At 57.5% G+C, this 18,130-nt stretch carries 17 protein-coding genes; 6 read left to right on the top strand and 11 right to left on the bottom strand.

Annotated features, from left to right (window positions below):
* The first annotated feature begins 2 nt into the window (after positions 1-2).
* Positions 3-758 carry a ParA family protein gene (locus ACR0JE_RS02975; RefSeq protein WP_480862885.1) on the top strand — a complete coding sequence of 252 codons (756 nt, stop codon included), beginning with the start codon at positions 3-5 and terminating at the stop codon, positions 756-758.
* Positions 755-1,222 (top strand): CYTH domain-containing protein, encoded by a 468-nt coding sequence (locus tag ACR0JE_RS02970; protein ID WP_480862883.1) that lies wholly within the window; start codon positions 755-757, stop codon positions 1,220-1,222. Before ACR0JE_RS02975 ends, ACR0JE_RS02970 begins: the two co-directional genes overlap by 4 nt.
* Positions 1,223-1,224: 2 nt before the next feature.
* Here ACR0JE_RS02970 and ACR0JE_RS02965 read toward each other — a convergent pair whose 3' ends face one another.
* The 9 genes from ACR0JE_RS02965 to ACR0JE_RS02925 all read right to left on the bottom strand — a co-directional run bounded on the left by ACR0JE_RS02965 (position 1,225) and on the right by ACR0JE_RS02925 (position 12,818).
* Positions 1,225-2,589 carry an ATP-binding protein gene (locus ACR0JE_RS02965; RefSeq protein ID WP_480862881.1) on the bottom strand — a complete coding sequence of 455 codons (1,365 nt, stop codon included), beginning with the start codon at positions 2,587-2,589 and terminating at the stop codon, positions 1,225-1,227.
* Positions 2,582-3,262, bottom strand: a complete 681-nt coding sequence (locus ACR0JE_RS02960; RefSeq protein ID WP_170530173.1) for a response regulator transcription factor — start codon at positions 3,260-3,262, stop codon at positions 2,582-2,584. Before ACR0JE_RS02960 ends, ACR0JE_RS02965 begins: the two co-directional genes overlap by 8 nt.
* Before the next feature lie 192 nt (positions 3,263-3,454).
* Positions 3,455-4,891 (bottom strand): Do family serine endopeptidase, encoded by a 1,437-nt coding sequence (locus tag ACR0JE_RS02955; RefSeq protein WP_480862879.1) that lies wholly within the window; start codon positions 4,889-4,891, stop codon positions 3,455-3,457.
* Positions 4,892-5,633: 742 nt separating this feature from the next.
* On the bottom strand, positions 5,634-6,251 hold the full coding sequence (locus ACR0JE_RS02950) for a nucleotidyltransferase family protein (RefSeq protein ID WP_480862877.1): 618 nt from the start codon (positions 6,249-6,251) through the stop codon (positions 5,634-5,636).
* Positions 6,252-6,282: 31 nt separating this feature from the next.
* Positions 6,283-8,700: a GcvT family protein gene (locus ACR0JE_RS02945; RefSeq protein WP_480862875.1), complete on the bottom strand. Its 2,418-nt coding sequence runs from the start codon at positions 8,698-8,700 to the stop codon at positions 6,283-6,285.
* 122 nt (positions 8,701-8,822) lie between these two features.
* Positions 8,823-10,139 carry an HlyC/CorC family transporter gene (locus tag ACR0JE_RS02940; protein ID WP_480862873.1) on the bottom strand — a complete coding sequence of 439 codons (1,317 nt, stop codon included), beginning with the start codon at positions 10,137-10,139 and terminating at the stop codon, positions 8,823-8,825.
* 63 nt (positions 10,140-10,202) lie between these two features.
* Entirely contained in the window at positions 10,203-11,156 is a 954-nt protein-coding gene (locus ACR0JE_RS02935; protein WP_480862871.1) for a site-specific tyrosine recombinase XerD, read from the bottom strand.
* A 5-nt stretch (positions 11,157-11,161) separates the two neighbouring features.
* The gene (locus ACR0JE_RS02930) at positions 11,162-12,679 is read right to left on the bottom strand and encodes a hypothetical protein (protein WP_480862869.1); all 1,518 of its coding nucleotides are present in this window, start codon (positions 12,677-12,679) and stop codon (positions 11,162-11,164) included.
* Positions 12,669-12,818 (bottom strand): hypothetical protein, encoded by a 150-nt coding sequence (locus tag ACR0JE_RS02925; protein WP_480862867.1) that lies wholly within the window; start codon positions 12,816-12,818, stop codon positions 12,669-12,671. The genes ACR0JE_RS02930 and ACR0JE_RS02925 overlap by 11 nt, the downstream gene beginning before the upstream one ends.
* 79 nt (positions 12,819-12,897) lie before the next feature.
* Between ACR0JE_RS02925 and ACR0JE_RS02920 the strand changes: the two genes are divergently transcribed.
* Together ACR0JE_RS02920 and aroB are read left to right on the top strand one after the other, a co-directional pair.
* Positions 12,898-13,485 carry a shikimate kinase gene (locus ACR0JE_RS02920; RefSeq protein ID WP_480542885.1) on the top strand — a complete coding sequence of 196 codons (588 nt, stop codon included), beginning with the start codon at positions 12,898-12,900 and terminating at the stop codon, positions 13,483-13,485.
* Positions 13,486-14,598, top strand: coding sequence for a 3-dehydroquinate synthase (aroB, locus tag ACR0JE_RS02915; protein ID WP_480862865.1), 1,113 nt, complete (start codon positions 13,486-13,488; stop codon positions 14,596-14,598).
* Between the two features lie 8 nt (positions 14,599-14,606).
* Here the strand turns inward: aroB and ACR0JE_RS02910 are convergent, their stop codons facing one another.
* Together ACR0JE_RS02910 and ssb are read right to left on the bottom strand one after the other, a co-directional pair.
* The gene (locus tag ACR0JE_RS02910) at positions 14,607-15,677 is read right to left on the bottom strand and encodes a site-2 protease family protein (protein WP_480862863.1); all 1,071 of its coding nucleotides are present in this window, start codon (positions 15,675-15,677) and stop codon (positions 14,607-14,609) included.
* Positions 15,678-15,695: 18 nt separating this feature from the next.
* Positions 15,696-16,187 carry a single-stranded DNA-binding protein gene (ssb, locus tag ACR0JE_RS02905; RefSeq protein ID WP_480542891.1) on the bottom strand — a complete coding sequence of 164 codons (492 nt, stop codon included), beginning with the start codon at positions 16,185-16,187 and terminating at the stop codon, positions 15,696-15,698.
* Between the two features lie 205 nt (positions 16,188-16,392).
* Between ssb and ACR0JE_RS02900 the strand changes: the two genes are divergently transcribed.
* Entirely contained in the window at positions 16,393-16,971 is a 579-nt protein-coding gene (locus ACR0JE_RS02900; RefSeq protein ID WP_480547211.1) for a lytic transglycosylase domain-containing protein, read from the top strand.
* 99 nt (positions 16,972-17,070) lie between these two features.
* Entirely contained in the window at positions 17,071-18,033 is a 963-nt protein-coding gene (locus tag ACR0JE_RS02895) for a LuxR C-terminal-related transcriptional regulator (protein ID WP_480542895.1), read from the top strand.
* The last annotated feature ends 97 nt before the right edge of the window (positions 18,034-18,130 follow it).

Genomic DNA, 18,130 nt, shown 5'->3' with positions numbered 1-18,130 from the left:
GAATGAAAATCATTGCCTGTTACAGCAACAAAGGCGGTGTTGGAAAAACCGCCACTTCGGTCAATCTGGCCCACGCCTATGCGGCGGCGGGCAAGCTGGTCTTGCTGTGCGATCTTGATCCGCAGGGGGCGTCAGGGTTCTATTTCCGTGTGAAACCTTCGAAAAAGCTGACGGATGCGCGATTTTTCGAGGATGTTAAGCGCTTCACCAGCGCCATTCGTGCAAGTGATTTCGAAGGGCTGGATATTCTTCCCGCGAACCTGACCTTTCGTGACTTTGATGTGTTTCTGTCGCGCATGCGGAACAGCCGGTCGCGCTTGAAAAAGGCTCTGACGGCGGCGGGTAGTGACTATGATGTCATCATTCTGGACTGTCCGCCCAACTTTTCGACCTTGTCCGAAAACATCTTTAAGGCCGCAGACCAGATCGTTGTGCCGGTGATCCCGACGACGTTGTCCGAGCGGACCTTTGAGCAGTTGGTCGGGTTCTTCGACGAACACAAACTGCCGAAGAAGAAGCTGAAAGCGTTCTTTTCGATGGTGCAGCAACGCAAAACGTTACATCAGCAGACGATGGAGAAGATGCGCAAAGCCTATCACAAGCGCTTCATGCGTAGCAGCATTCCATTTGCGGCAGATATCGAAAAGATGGGTCAACATCGCGCACCGGTGGTGACCTATGCCCCGCGCGGTGCGGCCGGGGCGGCCTATCAGGCACTCTATAACGAGGTGGAAAACGGGGTGGTTTCGACCGAATGAGCAAGGAAATCGAACGTAAGTTTCTGGTCAACAGCCTGCCAGACCTGAGCGGTGCACAAAAGGCTGTGGTGCGACAGGGTTATCTGACGGCCCCCGAGGATTCGACCGAACTGCGCCTGCGGCAGAAAAATGACCATTATTTCCTGACACTCAAAGGTGCAGGGGGGTTGGTTCGGGTGGAGCGTGAGACCGAGATGTCCGCTGAACAGTTCGAAACCTTTTGGCCCGAAACCGAGGGGCGACGTGTTGAAAAAGAACGCTTTACCAACAGTTTGCCAGATGGGCGGGTTTTCGAGCTGGATATCTTTCAGGGTGCGTTGGCACCATTGCGGCTGGTCGAAGTGGAATTTTCCAGCGAAACCGAGGCACTTGGTTTCACGCCGCCCACGTGGTTTGGTGCTGATGTGACCGAAGATAAACGCTATAAAAACAAGAACCTGGCCATTGATGGTGCGCCTGGCTAGGCTCAGCGCGACAGGTTCAGCGTGACCTCAAGGCCCGGATCACAGTTACGGGCCACGAACTTCCCCCCATGCATATGCGTGATCGCAGCAACCAGCGCCAGGCCAAGCCCTGCATTACGCTCGGTCCGGGCAGGGTCGAGCGTGACAAAAGGCAATTGCAGGCGGGGCAGGTCTTTGGCGGGGACGCCTGGCCCCTGATCGCGCACGCTGAGCTGGGCGAACTGGTCGTCCTCACCAATTGTAATGGCAATGGTCGTGTTCTCCGGCGCGTATCGCATTGCGTTTTCCAATAGGTTCGACAGCGCTTGTGATAGCAATGGGCGGTGACCCTGCACTGGTGCGGCCTCTCCTTCGACCTTGAGCTGGATGTTCTGATCAGCCGCAACCGGGTCGTAGAGTTCGATCACATTGCTAACGAGGTGCTGTAGATCGACCTCTTCAAACTGTTCGCGGCCCAAGCCGGCCTCAGCCCGTGAAATTTCGGTTAGCTGCCCCAGCACGCGCAAAACGTGGTCGATTTCCAAAGTAGCGCGGGCGATATCAGCCTCGCGCTCCTGTTCGCTTTTATCTGGGTCAGACAGCGCCTCGACCCGTTGTTTTAGACGCGACAGGGGGGATCGCAGATCATGCGCAATCGAATTTGATGTCGTGCGCAGGTTGCTGATCAGCTCCTCGATCCGGTCGAGCATGTTGTTCAACGTCCCTGCAACCTGATCAAACTCGTCTCCAGTGCCGCGCAAGCGCATACGTCGGGACAGATCACCCGAGACGATGTTTTCCGCGGTGCTGGCGATGTCCGACAGGCGGGAAAAGACCAAGCGGGTGAACAGCCAGGCGATGAGCACGCTCAGGACCAGAGCAATGCCAAGGGCCAGCGCTACGGATCGCAGCAAAACCCGATCAAACTGCTGACGCGCGACAGCGTCTCGACCGACGATCAGGCGCTCTTGGCCGGGCAGGCGGATCGAGGCGGCTGAGACGGGAACAAGTTGATCGTTGTCAGCGCGGCGCAGTTCCAGTTCCACCCAGCCACTGCCAGCCGTAATATGCTCGGGCCATTGCTTGAGGTTTCCAACCAGCTTGTTGCCAAACCGATCCGTAAGCAGATACAGCGCATCGCGTTCCGAGGCGCTGGGAAGGCGCCGTTCGATGGCTGTGATCAAACCGATCAACCCGCGGCGTTCATATTCGTCGGCCAGCCCTGTGAGTTCCGCTGAAACGACCGAGCGGGTCTCGGATTCAATGCTGCGATTTGCCGTGAAGTAGACCAAGGCCAGTACGGTTGCCGTCAGAAAAATGCTGAGCACCATACTGGCCAGAACCAGCCGTGTTCGGGAATTATTCAGGGAAAGCCGAAGGTTATCCATCAGACATCATGTAGCCTGAACCTCTGACGGTTTCAATCAACGGTGCCTCTCCGCCTTCATCCAACTGGCGGCGCAGTTTCGAGATATGAACGTCGACAACATTGGTGTTCGGGTCGAAGTGATAATCCCAAACGCCTTCCAGCAGCATGGTACGTGATACGACGCGGTTCTTGCGGCGCAGGAAGAATTCCAGAATCTGGAATTCACGCGGGGTCAGGGTGATCTCATGCCCGTCGCGGGTGACCTTGCGGGTCAGCAGGTCCATTTCAAGGTCTTTGCAGGTCAGGGTTGGCGTTTCTTCCGATTCCTGCGGGCGACGCAAAAGGGCCTCGATCCGCGCATGCAGTTCCTGAAACGAGAAGGGTTTGACCAGATAATCATCCGCGCCCGAATTGAGCCCTTTCACACGCTCATCGACAGCACTCATCGCGGTCAGCATCAAAACCGGCGTCTTCAAACCGGCTGCGCGCATGGATTTGATTAGGGACAGCCCGTCCAACCCAGGCAGCATCCGGTCCAGCACAACGGCGTCGAACCCACCATCGGTGGCGTGATACAGACCCTCACGGCCATCAGCGGCAACCTCGACCACATATCCTTCTTCGCCAAAGCCCTTGGCGATGAAGTCCCGTGTGTCTTCGTCATCTTCAACAATCAGAAGGCGTCGGCTCATGATCGGGTTCCTTTCTATCGGAATTTAAACACAATTTCCGCGCAAAGCACATGGTTTGTGAAAGGTAGTTTTGGCAAGCTGTGCCGGGTGCAGCCTCGCGCACCCGGCACGCCCGACGGATTGCGGACAAACCAATCCAGCCGGGAGGCGCACGCCAAATATCCCCATCATGAGGCGTGCGCGGGTTTGAGTTCAGGCGATCTCGACCGCAACGAAAATCTGGTTGCCGCCGCGATTGATCAGCACCAGCGCCGGGTCAGTTTTTTCGCTGTCCAACGCCGCTTTAAGCGCGTCGGGTGTCAGCGTGTCCTGGCTGCCCAGTTTGACAATGACATCACCACGCTGCAGACCAGCCTTAGCCGCCGGGCTATCAGGCTGCAGATCAGTCACAACCACGCCGTCGACACCCTGTGCCACGCCCATCTCGGCCCGTGCGGTATCGGTCAGCAGAGCGACGGTCACACCCAGTTGGGTGCCCGAGACCTCGGGATCGACCGGAATATCCGCCTCCGCCGATGCCGACTGATGCTGACCGATTGTCAATTGAAGCTCTTGAGTATCCCCATTGCGCAGCACGGTCAGCGTGCTTTCAGTGCCCACCTTAGTGGTGCCGACCAAAAGCGGCAGATCGCCACTGTTATCAACGGCTTCGTTGTTGAAGCTCAGGATAACGTCACCTTGTTGCAAGACGCCTTCCGCTGGGCTGCCAGCCACAACATCTGAAACCAGCGCACCGGTCGATTTTTCGATGCCAAGGGCAGCCGCGAGTTCCGGGCTGACATTCTGGATCGAAACACCCAGCCAGCCACGGCTGACCTGACCATCGTCGCGCAGGTCGGCTGCGATGTATTCGACGATGTTCGAGGTGACGGCGAAGCCAAGACCAACAGACCCGCCACTTGGCGAATAGATGGCCGAGTTCACGCCAACAACTTCGCCTTCCATGTTGAACAGAGGGCCGCCGGAATTGCCTTTGTTGATTGCAGCATCTGTCTGAATGAACTCTGCATATGGCCCTTGCGAGATGTTGCGGCCCTTTGCCGATACGATCCCGGTGGTCACGGTCGAGCTGAGCCCGAACGGGTTGCCGATGGCCACCACATCTTCGCCAACACGGATTATGTCACTATCACCCAGTTCGACGGCTTGCAGCGCTTCACCTGCATCGATTTTCAGAACGGCAATATCGGTCAGCGGGTCGGTGCCGATCACTTCAGCCTCAAAACTCCGATCATCGTTCAGGCGCACGGTCACGCTTGTGGCATTGTCAACAACATGGTGGTTGGTGATGATATACCCGGCCTCGTCCAGCACAAATCCCGATCCCAAACCCTGTGCCGGACCGCGCTGTGGTGCCTGGAAGCCTTCGGGCCCACCGAAGCGCTTGAAAAATTCACCAAACGGATGGGTGTCGAGGTCAAAGTCTTGGCCGGATGCAGGGCTAGTGGTCGGGTCCTGTTCGGCGATGATGGTCACGACCGAAGGGGATACGGTTTCGACCAGATCAGCCAGCGCTTCATCCGCCAGCGCGGGCAGGGCAGTGGATGCAAGCAACGCGGCGCCCAATGCGCTTGCGCCGATCCAGCCGGATTTCTGCGGCAAAAGAAGCGAGGATTTACGGATGCTCATTTAGGTCTCCTGTGTGTTTCACGCGATTGCAACCGCGCGTTAAAGCCGGAGATATGCCGATAATCTGGGTGTTACCTGATGGTTTCGTTAAGAAAACTTAATTTTGCCACAAAGGAGCAGTTGAGTGCAGATCATCGCCGCCCGAGGATTCGTTGAGTCCTAAGTGGTCGCGTCGAAGAATCAGTGGATTGTTGCCAAAATCGGCGTCAAACAATCAAATCTATTGCATTGCCTTTCTTTTGAGGACAATGCGTACTACCCAAAATCCGAAAATTATGTGATCTTCCTTGGGTTGAGCGTCGAATTTGCTGGTGCAGAAATTCATGTACTAACTGGCTATTTTTATTGCCTTTGGGTCAATTATGCGTGCTCATAAATGGTGTTTCGTTGCAAGGGCCTGATCTCGGATACAACTTATAGTAATGTTGACAAAAGCGGGATGTTGCTCAAAAGCCAGAAGAGCAGTCCTGAACTGGTTCGTTTTGCCCAATTTTATATTGTTTTGAGAGATCAGATCGGGGTAAATAACCTTACCCAAGTGAGGGGGAGCCGAAAGCACTAGGGGGTGCCGACGGTGTTCTCAATCTCAGGTAGTGTATGTTGCATGTTAACGAGGGGGTCTTGTTTAGGTTTCGCAGCATAGTCGACCAGCCCGTTTGGCGTTAGGTCGCGCATTTGAGATTGAAGAAAGTGGTAGTCCTTTATTGGGTACGCGGCCCGGTTGGCAACAACCGGGTCGCAGCTATTTGGGGGACAGGGTATTGCCGTCCCGAACTTTTTGCCAGTTCGCCCAGTCTTCCGGTGTATCCAGGTCACACAGCGCGTTTCGACCGGGAAGGGGCACCAAGCACAGGCGCGCACCGTTCGAACGTATGACGGATTGCGCACCCGTATCTCCGGTCAATTGCGATAAGGTGGCAAAAAGGCTCTGGTCGAACAGAACCGGATGACCGGGTTTGCCGCTTTGGGTAGCACCTCGCCAGATCAGATGGTCCGGGTTCCGCTCGCGAGCGCGCAGCACCGCCTTCAGATCGTCTAGCGTCAGGTCCGGTAGGTCTGCGAGCATAATCATGGCCGCAGGCGCATCGAGGCTGACAAGGGCCAAAGCGCCCCGTAGGCTGGCATTCATACCTTCGGCTGCATCAGGGATTGGTGCGATCTGCACATTAAGCCCTGACAATGCCTCGTATCGTGGATGAGGCCGTGGCGGTAGCGCGACCATGACCGGTCCAGCCGCCATCGCGGTCAAAGCCGAGCGTCGTAACAGGGGAATACCGTCAATCTCTTGCATCAATTTGTCGACGCCGCGCATACGGCTTGATTGCCCGGCGGCCAGCAGCAGGATTGGTATCTGTATCATGTGGACAACATGCCGCCCCAGTGGCGGCAAGTCATCCCCTCATGCGCGCGCCATCCGCATCAAACAGCGGGGTCGAGATCACACGGGCCTTGCGCAGATCCCCCAGGATTTCGATTTCAACTTCCAGACCGTCCTGCGCACGGTCAGTTGGCAGGAACCCCAGGGCGATGGATTTTTGCGCGTGGTGGGAATAGCCGCCCGAGGTGCAGAACCCCACAACAGCGCCCTCCAGCCAAATTGGCTCATAGGCGTTGACGTCCGCATCTGCCGCATCGACTTCGAAGGCCACAAGTTTGCGTGCAGCACCCGCTGCGCGGTCCGCTTCTGCAGCAGCGCGACCTATGAAATCGGCGTTCTTCGAAAATGAGATAAAGCGATCCAACCCGGTCTCAGCTGCAGTATAATCAGGCGAGAACTCCCGCATCCACGAGCCAAAGAATTTATCTAGCCTCAGGGACATCATGGCGCGCATGCCAAATGGTGTTATGCCAAACGGTTGCCCGGCCTGCCACAAGGTCCACCAGAGCTGCCTTTGCGCCATCGGATCGCAATAGATTTCATATCCCAGATCGCCGGTGTAGCTGACCCGTTGCACAATGCAGTCGGTCATGCCGATTGTCATCCGGCGCACATCCATGAATCTGAGGTTCGAAATATCCTCACGTGTGCAGGCCGACAGGACCTGTGCGGCCTTCGGGCCCGCGATCTGGAAGCCGTTGAGTTGATCGCTGATGTTGTCGATGGAAACTCCATCGATTGCGTTTCGCTTGAACCAACGCGTGTGGAAGGCCTGACTGCCATAAGAGGCGGTCAGGCGGAATTCGGTCTCACTCAGGCAAGACACAGTGAAATCCCCGATCAGCTTGCCCTTGTGCGACAACATCGGTGTGAGCGACAGGCGCCCCGGCTGCGGAATCCGCCCGGCCATTATCCGATCCAGCCAATCCCGCGCCAGTGACCCTGCGATCCGGTACTTGCCGAAATTATGCACCTCATTGATGCCAACACCGTTGCGGACGGCGCGGACCTCGCGGCCCGTCGCCTCGAATGCATCCGAGCGGCGGAAAGAGGGGGTCTCAAAGCCCGGCTCATCGCCTTGCGCGAAATAGTTCGGAACCTCCAGCCCATATTGCTGACCCCAAACCGCGCCCAGTTCGCTGAAGATGTCATACATCGGCGTAGTGCGGTTCGGACGCGCGGCGGGCAGTTCCTCGTTCGGGTAGGCGACACTGAACCGTTTCTGGTAGTTCTCGATCACCTTCGGGCGGGTATAGCCGGGGCTGATCCAGTTGCCGAACCGGGCTACGTCCATGGCAAACACATCGCGCTCCGGCTCGCCCTCGATCATCCATTGCGCCAGCATCAAGCCAACACCTCCGCCCTGGCTGAACCCGGCCATGACACCGCAAGCGGACCAATAGTTGCGCATCCCCGGCACCGGCCCGACCAGAGGATTCCCGTCGGGCGCAAAGGTGAACGGGCCATGGATCACCGATTTCACCCCGGCCTCGGCCAGCACAGGAAAGCGGTTATAGGCGAACTCAATACTGTCGGTGATCTTGTCAAAGTCATCGGGCAGCAATTCATGCCCGAACTCCCACGGCGTTCCGTCCACGGCCCAAGGCTTGCAGGGTTGTTCGTAGAACCCGATGCACAACCCTCGCCCCTCCTGCCGCAGATAGCTCTCTCCTGCAGGGTCCATGACGTGCGGATGTTCTCCGCCTGCGTCGATGATCGCCTCGATCTGGGGGATCGAGTCGGTGACCAGATATTGATGCTCCATCGGGTGCAGCGGGAAATAGACACCCGCCATCGCGCCGACCTCGCGCGCCCAGAGGCCGCCTGCGTTGACAATATGTTCGGCGTGGATCGTGCCCTTGTCGGTGACTACATCCCAGGTGCCATCCGCACGCTGGTTGGTTTCGCGCACCATGCAATGGGTCTCGATCGTGGCGCCGCCCATTCGGGCTGCCTTGGCGTAGGCATGGGTTGTCCCCGATGGGTCCAAGTGCCCGTCCAGCGGATCATAGAGCGCACCGATGATGCCGTCGGTATTGGTGATCGGCGCGATTTTCTTGATCTCATCCGGGCCGACGATTTCGGTTTCCAGCCCCATGAACCGGTGCTTGGCGCGTTCGGCCAGCAGCATGTCGAACCGATCCTGATTGTCAGCCAGAGTCACCCCGCCCACATGGTGCAAACCGCAGGACATGCCAGTGATCTCTTCCAGCTCTTTATACAGGCGGATCGTATAGCCCTGCAGCGCCGCCATGTTGGTATCGCCGTTCAGAGTGTGAAACCCGCCCGCCGCATGCCAGGTCGAGCCCGAGGTCAGCTCGGACCGTTCCAGCAGCATCACGTCTGACCACCCCAGTTTGGTCAGGTGATACAACACCGAACAGCCAACAACGCCACCGCCGATCACGGCCACACGGGTTTGAAGTTTCATGAATACCTCCGTCAGAATTGCGCTCAGTCTGATCGGAGGGTGGTGTTCTGCATGTGAAAATACGACAAAGTTTGTCGGTTAGAGCGCATCAGTTTTCACCAATGCGCTCTGATTGGCGCATGTTACAGCGTGGGAAGAGGTCTGATCTTCAGCTCTGTGATCCGATTGCCTTCGCGCGACGTCACCTCGAACCGAAAACCGTGGAACGAGAAGACCTGACCCACGACAGGGATCATCTGAGCCTCATGAATCACCAGCCCGGCCAGCGTGTTGGCCTCTTCATCGGGCAGGGACCAATCCAGCGCGCGGTTCGCGTCGCGGATCGTCATTGCCCCTTCGACAAGGTATTGCCCATCCTCGGATCGGGTCACTGGCACATCTTCTTCGATATCGAATTCGTCTGCGATCTCGCCCACGATTTCTTCGAGGATGTCTTCGAGGGTGATCAACCCTCTCAGTGATCCGTATTCATCCACCACAAGCGCGAAGTGGCTGTGCATCCGCAGAAACTCACGCATCTGGTCATCTAAAGTGGTGGTTTCCGGAACGAAATACGGGTCATTTGCGACCTTGGCGATATCAAAGGATTTCAACCGATCCGCATCACCATCGGTGCCGCCAACCTGCGCATACATGGCGCGGAACAGGTCTTTGGCGTGGACGACGCCCACGATGTTTTCTGGCTCGTCCCGAAAGACGGGCAAGCGCGTATGCTGACTTTCAAGACATTGCTTCAGGATCGCCTCGGGCGCGGCATCCGCGTCGATCATCTCGATGTTCGAGCGATGAAGCATGATTTCTTCCACCACCCGGTCGCCCAGGTCGAGTGCCCCAAGAATCCGGTCGCGGTCTTCTTTCTCGACCACACCTTCGGAATGACCCAGCTGCAGGGCGCCTGCGATCTCTTCCCTTACAGCAAGGATATTGCTGTCGGGGTCAATCCGAACGCCGAACAGGCGAAGAACCCCACGCACCAACAAGCGTACAGCGGCCACGATGGGCGAGAAGACGGTGACAACGACGCCAATGATCGGCGCAACCGCCGAGGCCGCCTTTTCCGAGTTGGTGATCGCATAAGTCTTGGGCAGAACCTCGGCAAAGATCAGAACCAGCAGGGTCATGACCAGCGTCGCCAGCGCCACGCCGCTTTCGCCGAACAGTCGCGTGAACAAGGCCGTGGCCAGCGAGGCCGCCAGAATATTCACCAGGTTGTTGCCCAGCAGAACCGATCCAATCAGACGTTCATTATCTTCAGTGATTTCCAGCGCTTTTTTCGCCCCGCGAGAGCCTTTATCGGCCTGCGCGCGCAGCTTTCCGCGGGATGAGGCCGTGAGTGCGGTTTCCGAGCCGGAAAAGAAGCCTGATAGGAAAAGCAAAAGCAAGATAGCGCCTGTTGTAAACCAGAATGCGCCGTCGATCAGAGAGGATGTGGGTTCCATCGGTCCTTGGTTGTTCGTGTATCTGCACCCGTTATGGGGATGCTGCCCCTATGGATCAAGGGGTTAGCCCTGATCTTTGGGGCCTTTGGCCAGCGGGTGATGCTCTAACACCAGTTCGGCCAGTCTTTCGTCCAGAACATGGGTGTAAATCTCGGTCGTAGCGACATCGGCATGGCCCAGTAGGGTTTGGATCGAGCGCAGATCAGCCCCATTGGCCAAAAGATGCGTCGCAAACGCATGGCGCAACGTGTGCGGCGTGACCTTTGCAGGGGAAACACCGCCAGCAACCGCCAGGTCCTTGACCAGAAGAAAGAAGCGGTGCCGTGTCAGGTGCCCCGATTTCCCGCGCGAGGGGAACAGGAAGCGTGATTTCTGCCCGCCTTTCTCAAGTGCTCTCTCTTCTGCATCATCGCGCTGCACCAGCCAATCGGCCAGCGCGTCGCGGGCGGGTGGGGACAGGGGCACCATGCGTTCCTTGCCGCCTTTGCCCAGAACCAACAGCATGCGTGGGTCGCCGCGCGCCGAGGAGACGGGCAGCGAAACCAGTTCGGTCACGCGCATGCCGGTGGCGTATAGCAACTCCATCAGGCAGGTGTTCCGGATCCGGTCTGATGCGTTGCGCCCGGTCGTACGTGCGGCCTCAAGCAGGCGATCCACTTCAGCGACATCCAGCGTTTTTGGCAGCCTCTTAGATCGGTCGGGGCCTTTGATCTGAATTGCGGGGTTGGCGTCTTTCCATCCTTCCTCAAAGGCAAACCGAAAGAGCTGTTTGATCGCTGACAGACGGCGCGCACGGGTGGATTTCGACAGGCCTTGAGCGTCGCAATCGATCAGATAGGCTTCGATCTGGTCGCGGTCTGCGTCACCTAGCGCAATCTTCCGATATTCTAGCCATGCGGCAAAGTCCTTCAGGTCGCGCCCATAGGCCAGCAGCGTGTTGGTTGCTGCCCCAAGCTCGGCCGCTTGCGCCTGTAGAAAGGTAGAAATCCACAATTCATGAGAGGCTGGCGCGCTCATCACGATCACCGTTGCAGGATCAAAAGGGTTAAGGCGGCGCGTCTTGCCGTGTCCTCCAGACCGACACGTCGAAAAGCAGCGATGGCGGCAGACAGGTCCACAAGGTTCCCACGTGCGCCATGTGCGAACATCTGCATGGCTTCCAGCAGCGCCTCACCCAACTGGCCCTGATCCAGCAAAGCGTCGATATCCGGCGGAACTGGAGCTGCCCATTGGAACCCCTGTGACACCGCATCCGCCAAGGGTGACGGAGAGATTGCACGCCCCGGATCGCCTTGCGCAAGGGCGGTCAGGAACTGCGTTTCGGTCGATGTGTCTGGCGGGGACATAGCGGCCTGTTCATAAAGCTCGGACAGCATCAGAATGCGCCACCGCAGCGCGTCTGTTGCGGGCACTGGCAGGTTTACGCGCGCCAACTGATCGGCGAACAGCTCGGCAAACGGAACCTCCAGCCCGACGCTGCGCATCTGATCCCAAACGCGGGGCAGGGTCTTACCGATTGCCTCAGCATTGCCGGTTTTTAGCGCACTTTCGAAACGCTGGATCGCTGCAACCCGGTCCCAGACGGCGCCCGAGGCAGCCGGGTCACGCTCAGTATAAAGCCCAAGCAACTGGTTGGGGGTCAGCGCGCCGATCCGGGTCAGGCGCTCAGCAGCTTCGATCTGAGCTTTCCAACCAGCCACATCGCGCAGGTCCGCATTGGCAAAGGCGCGCGGCAACGGGGCCGAGGGCAACCGCTCTCCGATCGCTTCGAACAGGCGAAAAGTTAGGGGGTTCGGGTCGTCCGGTTGGGGAAGATAAGCCGCGTCTTCATAGAGTTCGGGGCTGAGAAACCGGTCCAGTAGATCCAGCTCTTCCGGCGGCAGCAGGCTCAGCGCATGTGCGGCCTCAAGCGTCAAAGCAGCAGACGCCCAATCCCCCCGGCGAGCTTTGCAGAAGATCTGCGCCGCATAGTCAGAAGACAGATGTGGCTGCGCGATCAGAGCGGTGCAGCTGCGATCCTCATCCCCGGTCAACAGAGTGGCATCGAACCAACGCTGAAATCGCGCCATCGTGTCAGTAGGGCCGGCCAGTTGAACAAGCGACTGCGCGGGATCGGCGGCGCCAAGCTGTATCAAACGGTCCAGCCGAGCCAGCAACAAGGCCTCCTCTGCGCCCGGTCCGGCAGGCGCACGGGATTCCGACAGTAAAAGCGTAAACAGCAGGCGCTGCATGGCCGGGTTGGTCTTAACCGGCACGCGCGCGATCAGCTCAGCCAAACGTGCAGGATCGCTGCCGTGCCACAGATCAACCGGCAGGCCGGTAACGGATGATGACACTAGACCCAGCGGCTGAGACAATGCCTCAAGCGGCGTCACCTCGACCTCGGGCTGAATGCCATTCTGGGTCACTGGTGGTTCCAGCAGGACTGTGCCGGGTAAGTTTTCTGGCGGTTCGGTCAGCCATTCGATTGCCGAAAGGGGCTCTTGCGCGTGCGCGGCCCCGGCCAGCAGCACTGCCACCGCAATGTGCTTAGTCGACATCCAGAGTGACCGGTTCGCGGATTTCGCTTTGCGGAGCCGAGAAATCCGCGCCGAAAAACGGGCCAACATAGGCATAGCCCACCAGCCCGATGAAACACAGGCAAATAATATATATCAGGAACTTGATCAGACGACCCATGGCGTCACGCTGCCTCAATTTTTGATTTTGGCCAAGTTATAACTGGCATTTTTTCCAAGATCACGTCATTCACGATGAAATGAGCGAAATTAAGCATAACACGCGACTTGCGGATGACGGATCATCATATGATCTGCACAAAACGGTTGTGCTTGTAGGGATGATGGGGGCCGGAAAGACAGCCGTGGGCCGGGCCTTGGCCGCACGGCTGGGCGTTCCGTTCCTCGATAGCGATGCCGAAATCGAATCGGCGGCCAACATGACAATCCCCGAAATATTCGAACGCGATGGAGAGCCGTTTTTTCGTCAGAAGGAAACTCAGGTCATTGGTCGTTTGCTGGATGAGAAGCGGGGGATACTCTCTACCGGTGGTGGCGCGTTTATGTCTGCCGAAAATCGCAGGATGATCAGTGAACGCGGCGCAGCGGTTTGGCTGCGCGCGGATCTGACTGTGCTTTGGAACCGGGTGCGTCACAAGGATACGCGCCCCTTGTTGCACACCGCCGATCCATACGCCACGCTCAAGGCCCTGTACGAGGATCGCGTTCCGATTTATGCCAAGGCCGATCTGATCGCGGACTCGGATGGCGAAACCTCAATCGACAATATGGTGGACCGCGTGGTCGAGGCCTTGTTGGCTCGCCCGGATGTTTTGGAACGAAAATAAATGCATCAAACCGTACATGTAGAGCTGGGCGAACGCGCATATGATGTCGAGATTGGCCACGATCTGCTGGCGCAATCGGGCGCACGGATCGCGCCTTTGCTGCATCGCCTCAAGGTTGCCGTTCTGACCGATGAAAACGTGGCAGCGCTGCATCTGGATGCGCTGCGTGACGGTTTGGCTGCTGCCGGGATTCAGATGTCTGCGCTTGCACTACCCGCAGGTGAGGCGACCAAAAGCTGGCCGCATTTTGAACGCGCCGTTGAATGGCTGCTGGCCGAAAAAGTCGAACGCCGCGATGTTGTTGTTGCCTTAGGCGGTGGCGTAATCGGAGACCTTGCGGGCTTTGCCGCCGCCGTGTTGCGCCGTGGCGTACGGTTTGTTCAAATCCCAACCTCTCTGTTGGCGCAGGTCGACAGTTCGGTGGGTGGAAAAACCGGGATCAACGCGCCACAGGGCAAGAACCTGATTGGCGCGTTCCATCAGCCTTCGCTTGTGCTGGCCGACACCTCGGTTCTGGGCACAATGACCCAGAGGGATTTCCTGTCTGGATATGGTGAGGTCGTCAAATACGGCCTGCTGGGTGATGCCACGTTTTTTGACTGGCTTGAGGCCAACGGCCCAGATGTTTCGACCGGTGATATGGCCGCGCGAGTCAAGGCGGTCACACGCTCGGTACAGATGAAGGCTGACATCGTCGCGCGGGATGAGACAGAGCAGGGTGACCGGGCGTTGCTGAACCTCGGCCATACATTCTGCCACGCGCTAGAGGCCGCGACCGGCTATTCCGACCGTTTGCTGCATGGCGAAGGCGTTGCCATCGGCTGTGCGCTGGCGTTTGAGCTGTCATCCCGTCTTGGCCTGTGTTCGCAGGAAGACCCAAGCCGTGTTCGGGCACATCTAAAGGCCATGGGGATGAAAACCGACCTGTCCGATATCCCCGGAGAGCTTCCTGATGCCAAGGCTCTGGTCGACCTGATGGCGCAGGACAAAAAAGTGATCGACGGTCAGTTGCGCTTTATCTTGGCGCATGGGATCGGTCAGGCTTTTGTCACCTCAGACGTACCGCGCGATGCGGTGATGTCGGTTTTGCAGGATGCGTTGGCAGCGCGCTGAAACGCTACTCAGCGCCCACCGATGATCATCAACTCGGCAATGTTCTCGCGTGTGATGTAGCCGATCATATTGCCTGTTTGGCTCATCACCGCGACGGCAGGTGCGCCTTTGTGCAACTCGCCCAATACCGTTTCCAGCCCTGTGGTCAGCGCGACCTGAGGGATATGGGCCTCCATGATCGATGTCGCCGGATCGGATCGCGGATGATCCCCGGCCAGCGCTGCAAACAGCCGATCGCGTGTGACAAAGCCCAGCAGCGCCCCGTCAGATTCCAGCACCGGAAACTCATGCTGAGTTGTGTGGATCACGGCCTCGGCCGTTGTGTTCAAAGTATCCTGAGGCGACAGAGAGCGAAATGCGGTGATCATGGCGTCGCGTGCCAGAACGCGCCGTGCCACTGACCTAAGCGCGACGTCCTGATTTTCGGAATTGGCCGCGATGAACACAAAGACTGCGATCAGAACCAGCACGGGATTGCCTGAACTCAACCCCCAAAACCCGAAGCCAACCGCGACGATCTGGCCGCTGACCGCGGCGATACGTGTCGCGCTGCTGCGATCCATACGCAGACACAGAAGGGCGCGAAAGACACGCCCCCCGTCCATGGGAAAGGCCGGGATCATGTTGAATGCCGCCAACAGCAGATTGATGTAAGCCAGCCTTTGTAATAGCCCTGAACTGGCCGTATCCAGATCGGAGAAGGACCCGATCGACATCCCTGCGCCAAGCAGAACCAGCACCAGCCAGATGACGATATTCACCGCTGGGCCAGCAAGGGCCACAAGGACTTCTTGCATCGGTTTTTCTGGCATCCGCTCCAGCCGTGCCAGACCACCGATGGGCAACAGGGTGATGTCAGGAGTTTTGATGCCAAAACGCCGGGCCATCAAGGCGTGGCCGAACTCATGCGCAACGACGCAGGCAAACAGGGCCAGCACAAACAGCAGATTGTCGACGGCCGCTGGCCAGCCGCCGCTGGAATAGGCCGCAAACCCGACCCAGGCGAGCAGAAGGAAGAAGGTGACATGGACCCTAAGTTCGGACCCGAGTAGTCGGCCGAGCGAAAAGGACCATGTCATGCGTTGTCTCCGTTTTGCTTAGAACGGAATCTCGTCGTCGTCGATTCCGCCGGATGCCGGGGCAGGGGCATTGGATTGGCCGCCATAGGGATCGCCATAGCCGCCACCGGCCTGACCGCCGCCATAACCACCCGACTGGCCACCACCGCCACCTTCGCCACGGCTGTCCAGCAGGGTCAGTTCGCCACGATAGGGCCGCAGAACAACTTCGGTCGAGTAACGATCCTGCCCGGACTGGTCCTGCCATTTGCGGGTTTCCAACTGACCTTCGATATAGACCTTGCTGCCCTTGCGCAGATACTGCTCGGCAATACGAGCCAGCGGTTCCGAGAAGATGGCCACAGAATGCCATTCCGTCCGTTCCCGACGCTCGCCAGTATTACGGTCTTTCCAGTTCTCGGATGTGGCGATGCGCAGGTTGCACACTTTGCCACCGTTCTGAAACGACCGCACCTCGGGATCGCGGCCAAGATTGCCGACCAGAATGACCTTGTTGACTGAACCCGCCATGTATTTCCCCGTTCTGTATTACTTTGAATGCGCCGAATCTGACGCCGGATATCTCTGCGACCCTATATCGCCTGCGTCATGGTTAAAACATGATTGATCACACTATCGTTCGGCAAGAAATCCCGTCCCGGCCTTAACCAAGCTTTCATTTTTGACTGGAATACCTATACTCCGACTGATTTTTGAGCGAGCGGGATAAGCTTTGATGCGTTCTGTGTGTGTTGGTTTAACGGTTCTGGGCATTGTGCTGCTGTCGGGCACTGCGCAGGCGGATACCTTGTCGACCAAAAGTCGAATGGATATTTTCCTGAAACAATCCAAAGTGTTGGATGGCCGCGCTGCCACGCAGTATCGCGGGTCCGAACGTTTGAAACCAAAGACCCCGCAAGGCAGTTTCGCCAAACGCTATACCGGCAGCTATCGCGGCCAATATCTGACCATGGCGCGGCAAGCCGCCCGTCTTCATAGCATCCCCGAGGAGCTGTTTTTGCGTCTCGTGCAACAGGAAAGCGGCTGGAATCCGCATGCAAAGTCGCACAAAGGGGCGCTGGGTCTGGCGCAGCTGATGCCACAAACGGCTGAACTGCTGGGCGTGAATCCGCATGACCCCAAACAGAACCTGGAAGGCGGCGCGCGGTATTTGTCTTGGCAATATCGCAAGTTCAAATCCTGGCCCTTGGCTCTAGCCGCCTACAACGCTGGCCCCAAAGCGGTTGAAAAGCACGGCGGTATCCCGCCGTACAAGGAAACCCAGAACTATGTAAAAGTAATCTGGGGCGGTTAAGCCCTGATGCTGCGACGCAGAGCGCCCCATTCTTGATCTTTCACCGATGGACCAACTAACCTGAAAGGGTGTATTGCCCACCAATTGGTGAGACCCTTCATGCCTGTTGATCACCCTCAGATTCCCAAGGAAACACTGGCCAACTGGCAACAGCTTGTGGATCTGGTTGCAGAGCTGGCGGATGTTCCAGCAAGCCTGATCATGAAAACCGATGCGCCAGATCATGCGGTATTGATCACATCGGATCATCCAGAGAACCCGTATCCCGTCGGTATGAGTTTTCAGCTTAATCCGAAACTCTATTGTCACGGCGTTCTACAACGCGACGCAGAACTGGTGGTCAAGGATGCCACCTGCGATCCGGTCTGGGCAGACAATGACGACCTTGAACACGGTATGACATTTTACATCGGCTTGCCGTTGAAATGGCCGGATGGATCGCTGTTCGGCACAATCTGTGTTCTGGACCGCAAGCAAAACAGGCGCGCGTTGTTGTTCCGCGAAGGTCTTACGCAGTTTGCGCGTATGGTCGAGTCGGATTTGGCCTTGTTGCAAGAGGTTTACCTGCGCCGCGCCCTGGAAGAAAAACTGAACGAGACACTGGCGCAGCTCGAAACCCGCGTTTCGGATCGCACCCGCGAGTTGCAAGAAACGAACACAGCATTGCGTGTTTTGTTGTCCAGTTTGGATGATGACCGTAAAAGCCGAGATCACGAAATTGTCGATCAGGTGCGTAGCCGCGTATTGCCATATCTCGAAAAGGTGCGTGCTCAGCTTTCAGAGGACGAAGCGCAATGCGTATACCTTGAATTGGCTGAGAAAAACCTGAACGAGATTACGTCATCACTCTCTGACGAACTCACGGATGCCTTCGCCGTGATGACTCCGACCGAGATTGAAATCGCACAGATGGTGATGTTCGGAAAGACAACCAAAGACATAGCCAAAGCGCTGTCGCGGGAAACGTCGACCATCGATTTTCACCGCAACAACATCCGTCGCAAACTGGGCCTTGAAGGGCGCGATAAGAACCTACGCAGCCATCTGCTCTCGATTTCGTGATGTTCGAATATGGGGTTTGCCCCCATATTTCACCCTTAATTTTCCGGTCTGAGCCCATATGCTTTGACTTGTTACCCTCTGCCGAGAGGTGCGGACT

Source organism: Ruegeria sp. H3 (assembly GCF_056533095.1).
Note: the sequence above shows the minus strand (reverse complement) of the source record. Positions and strands in the feature narration are given on the sequence as shown.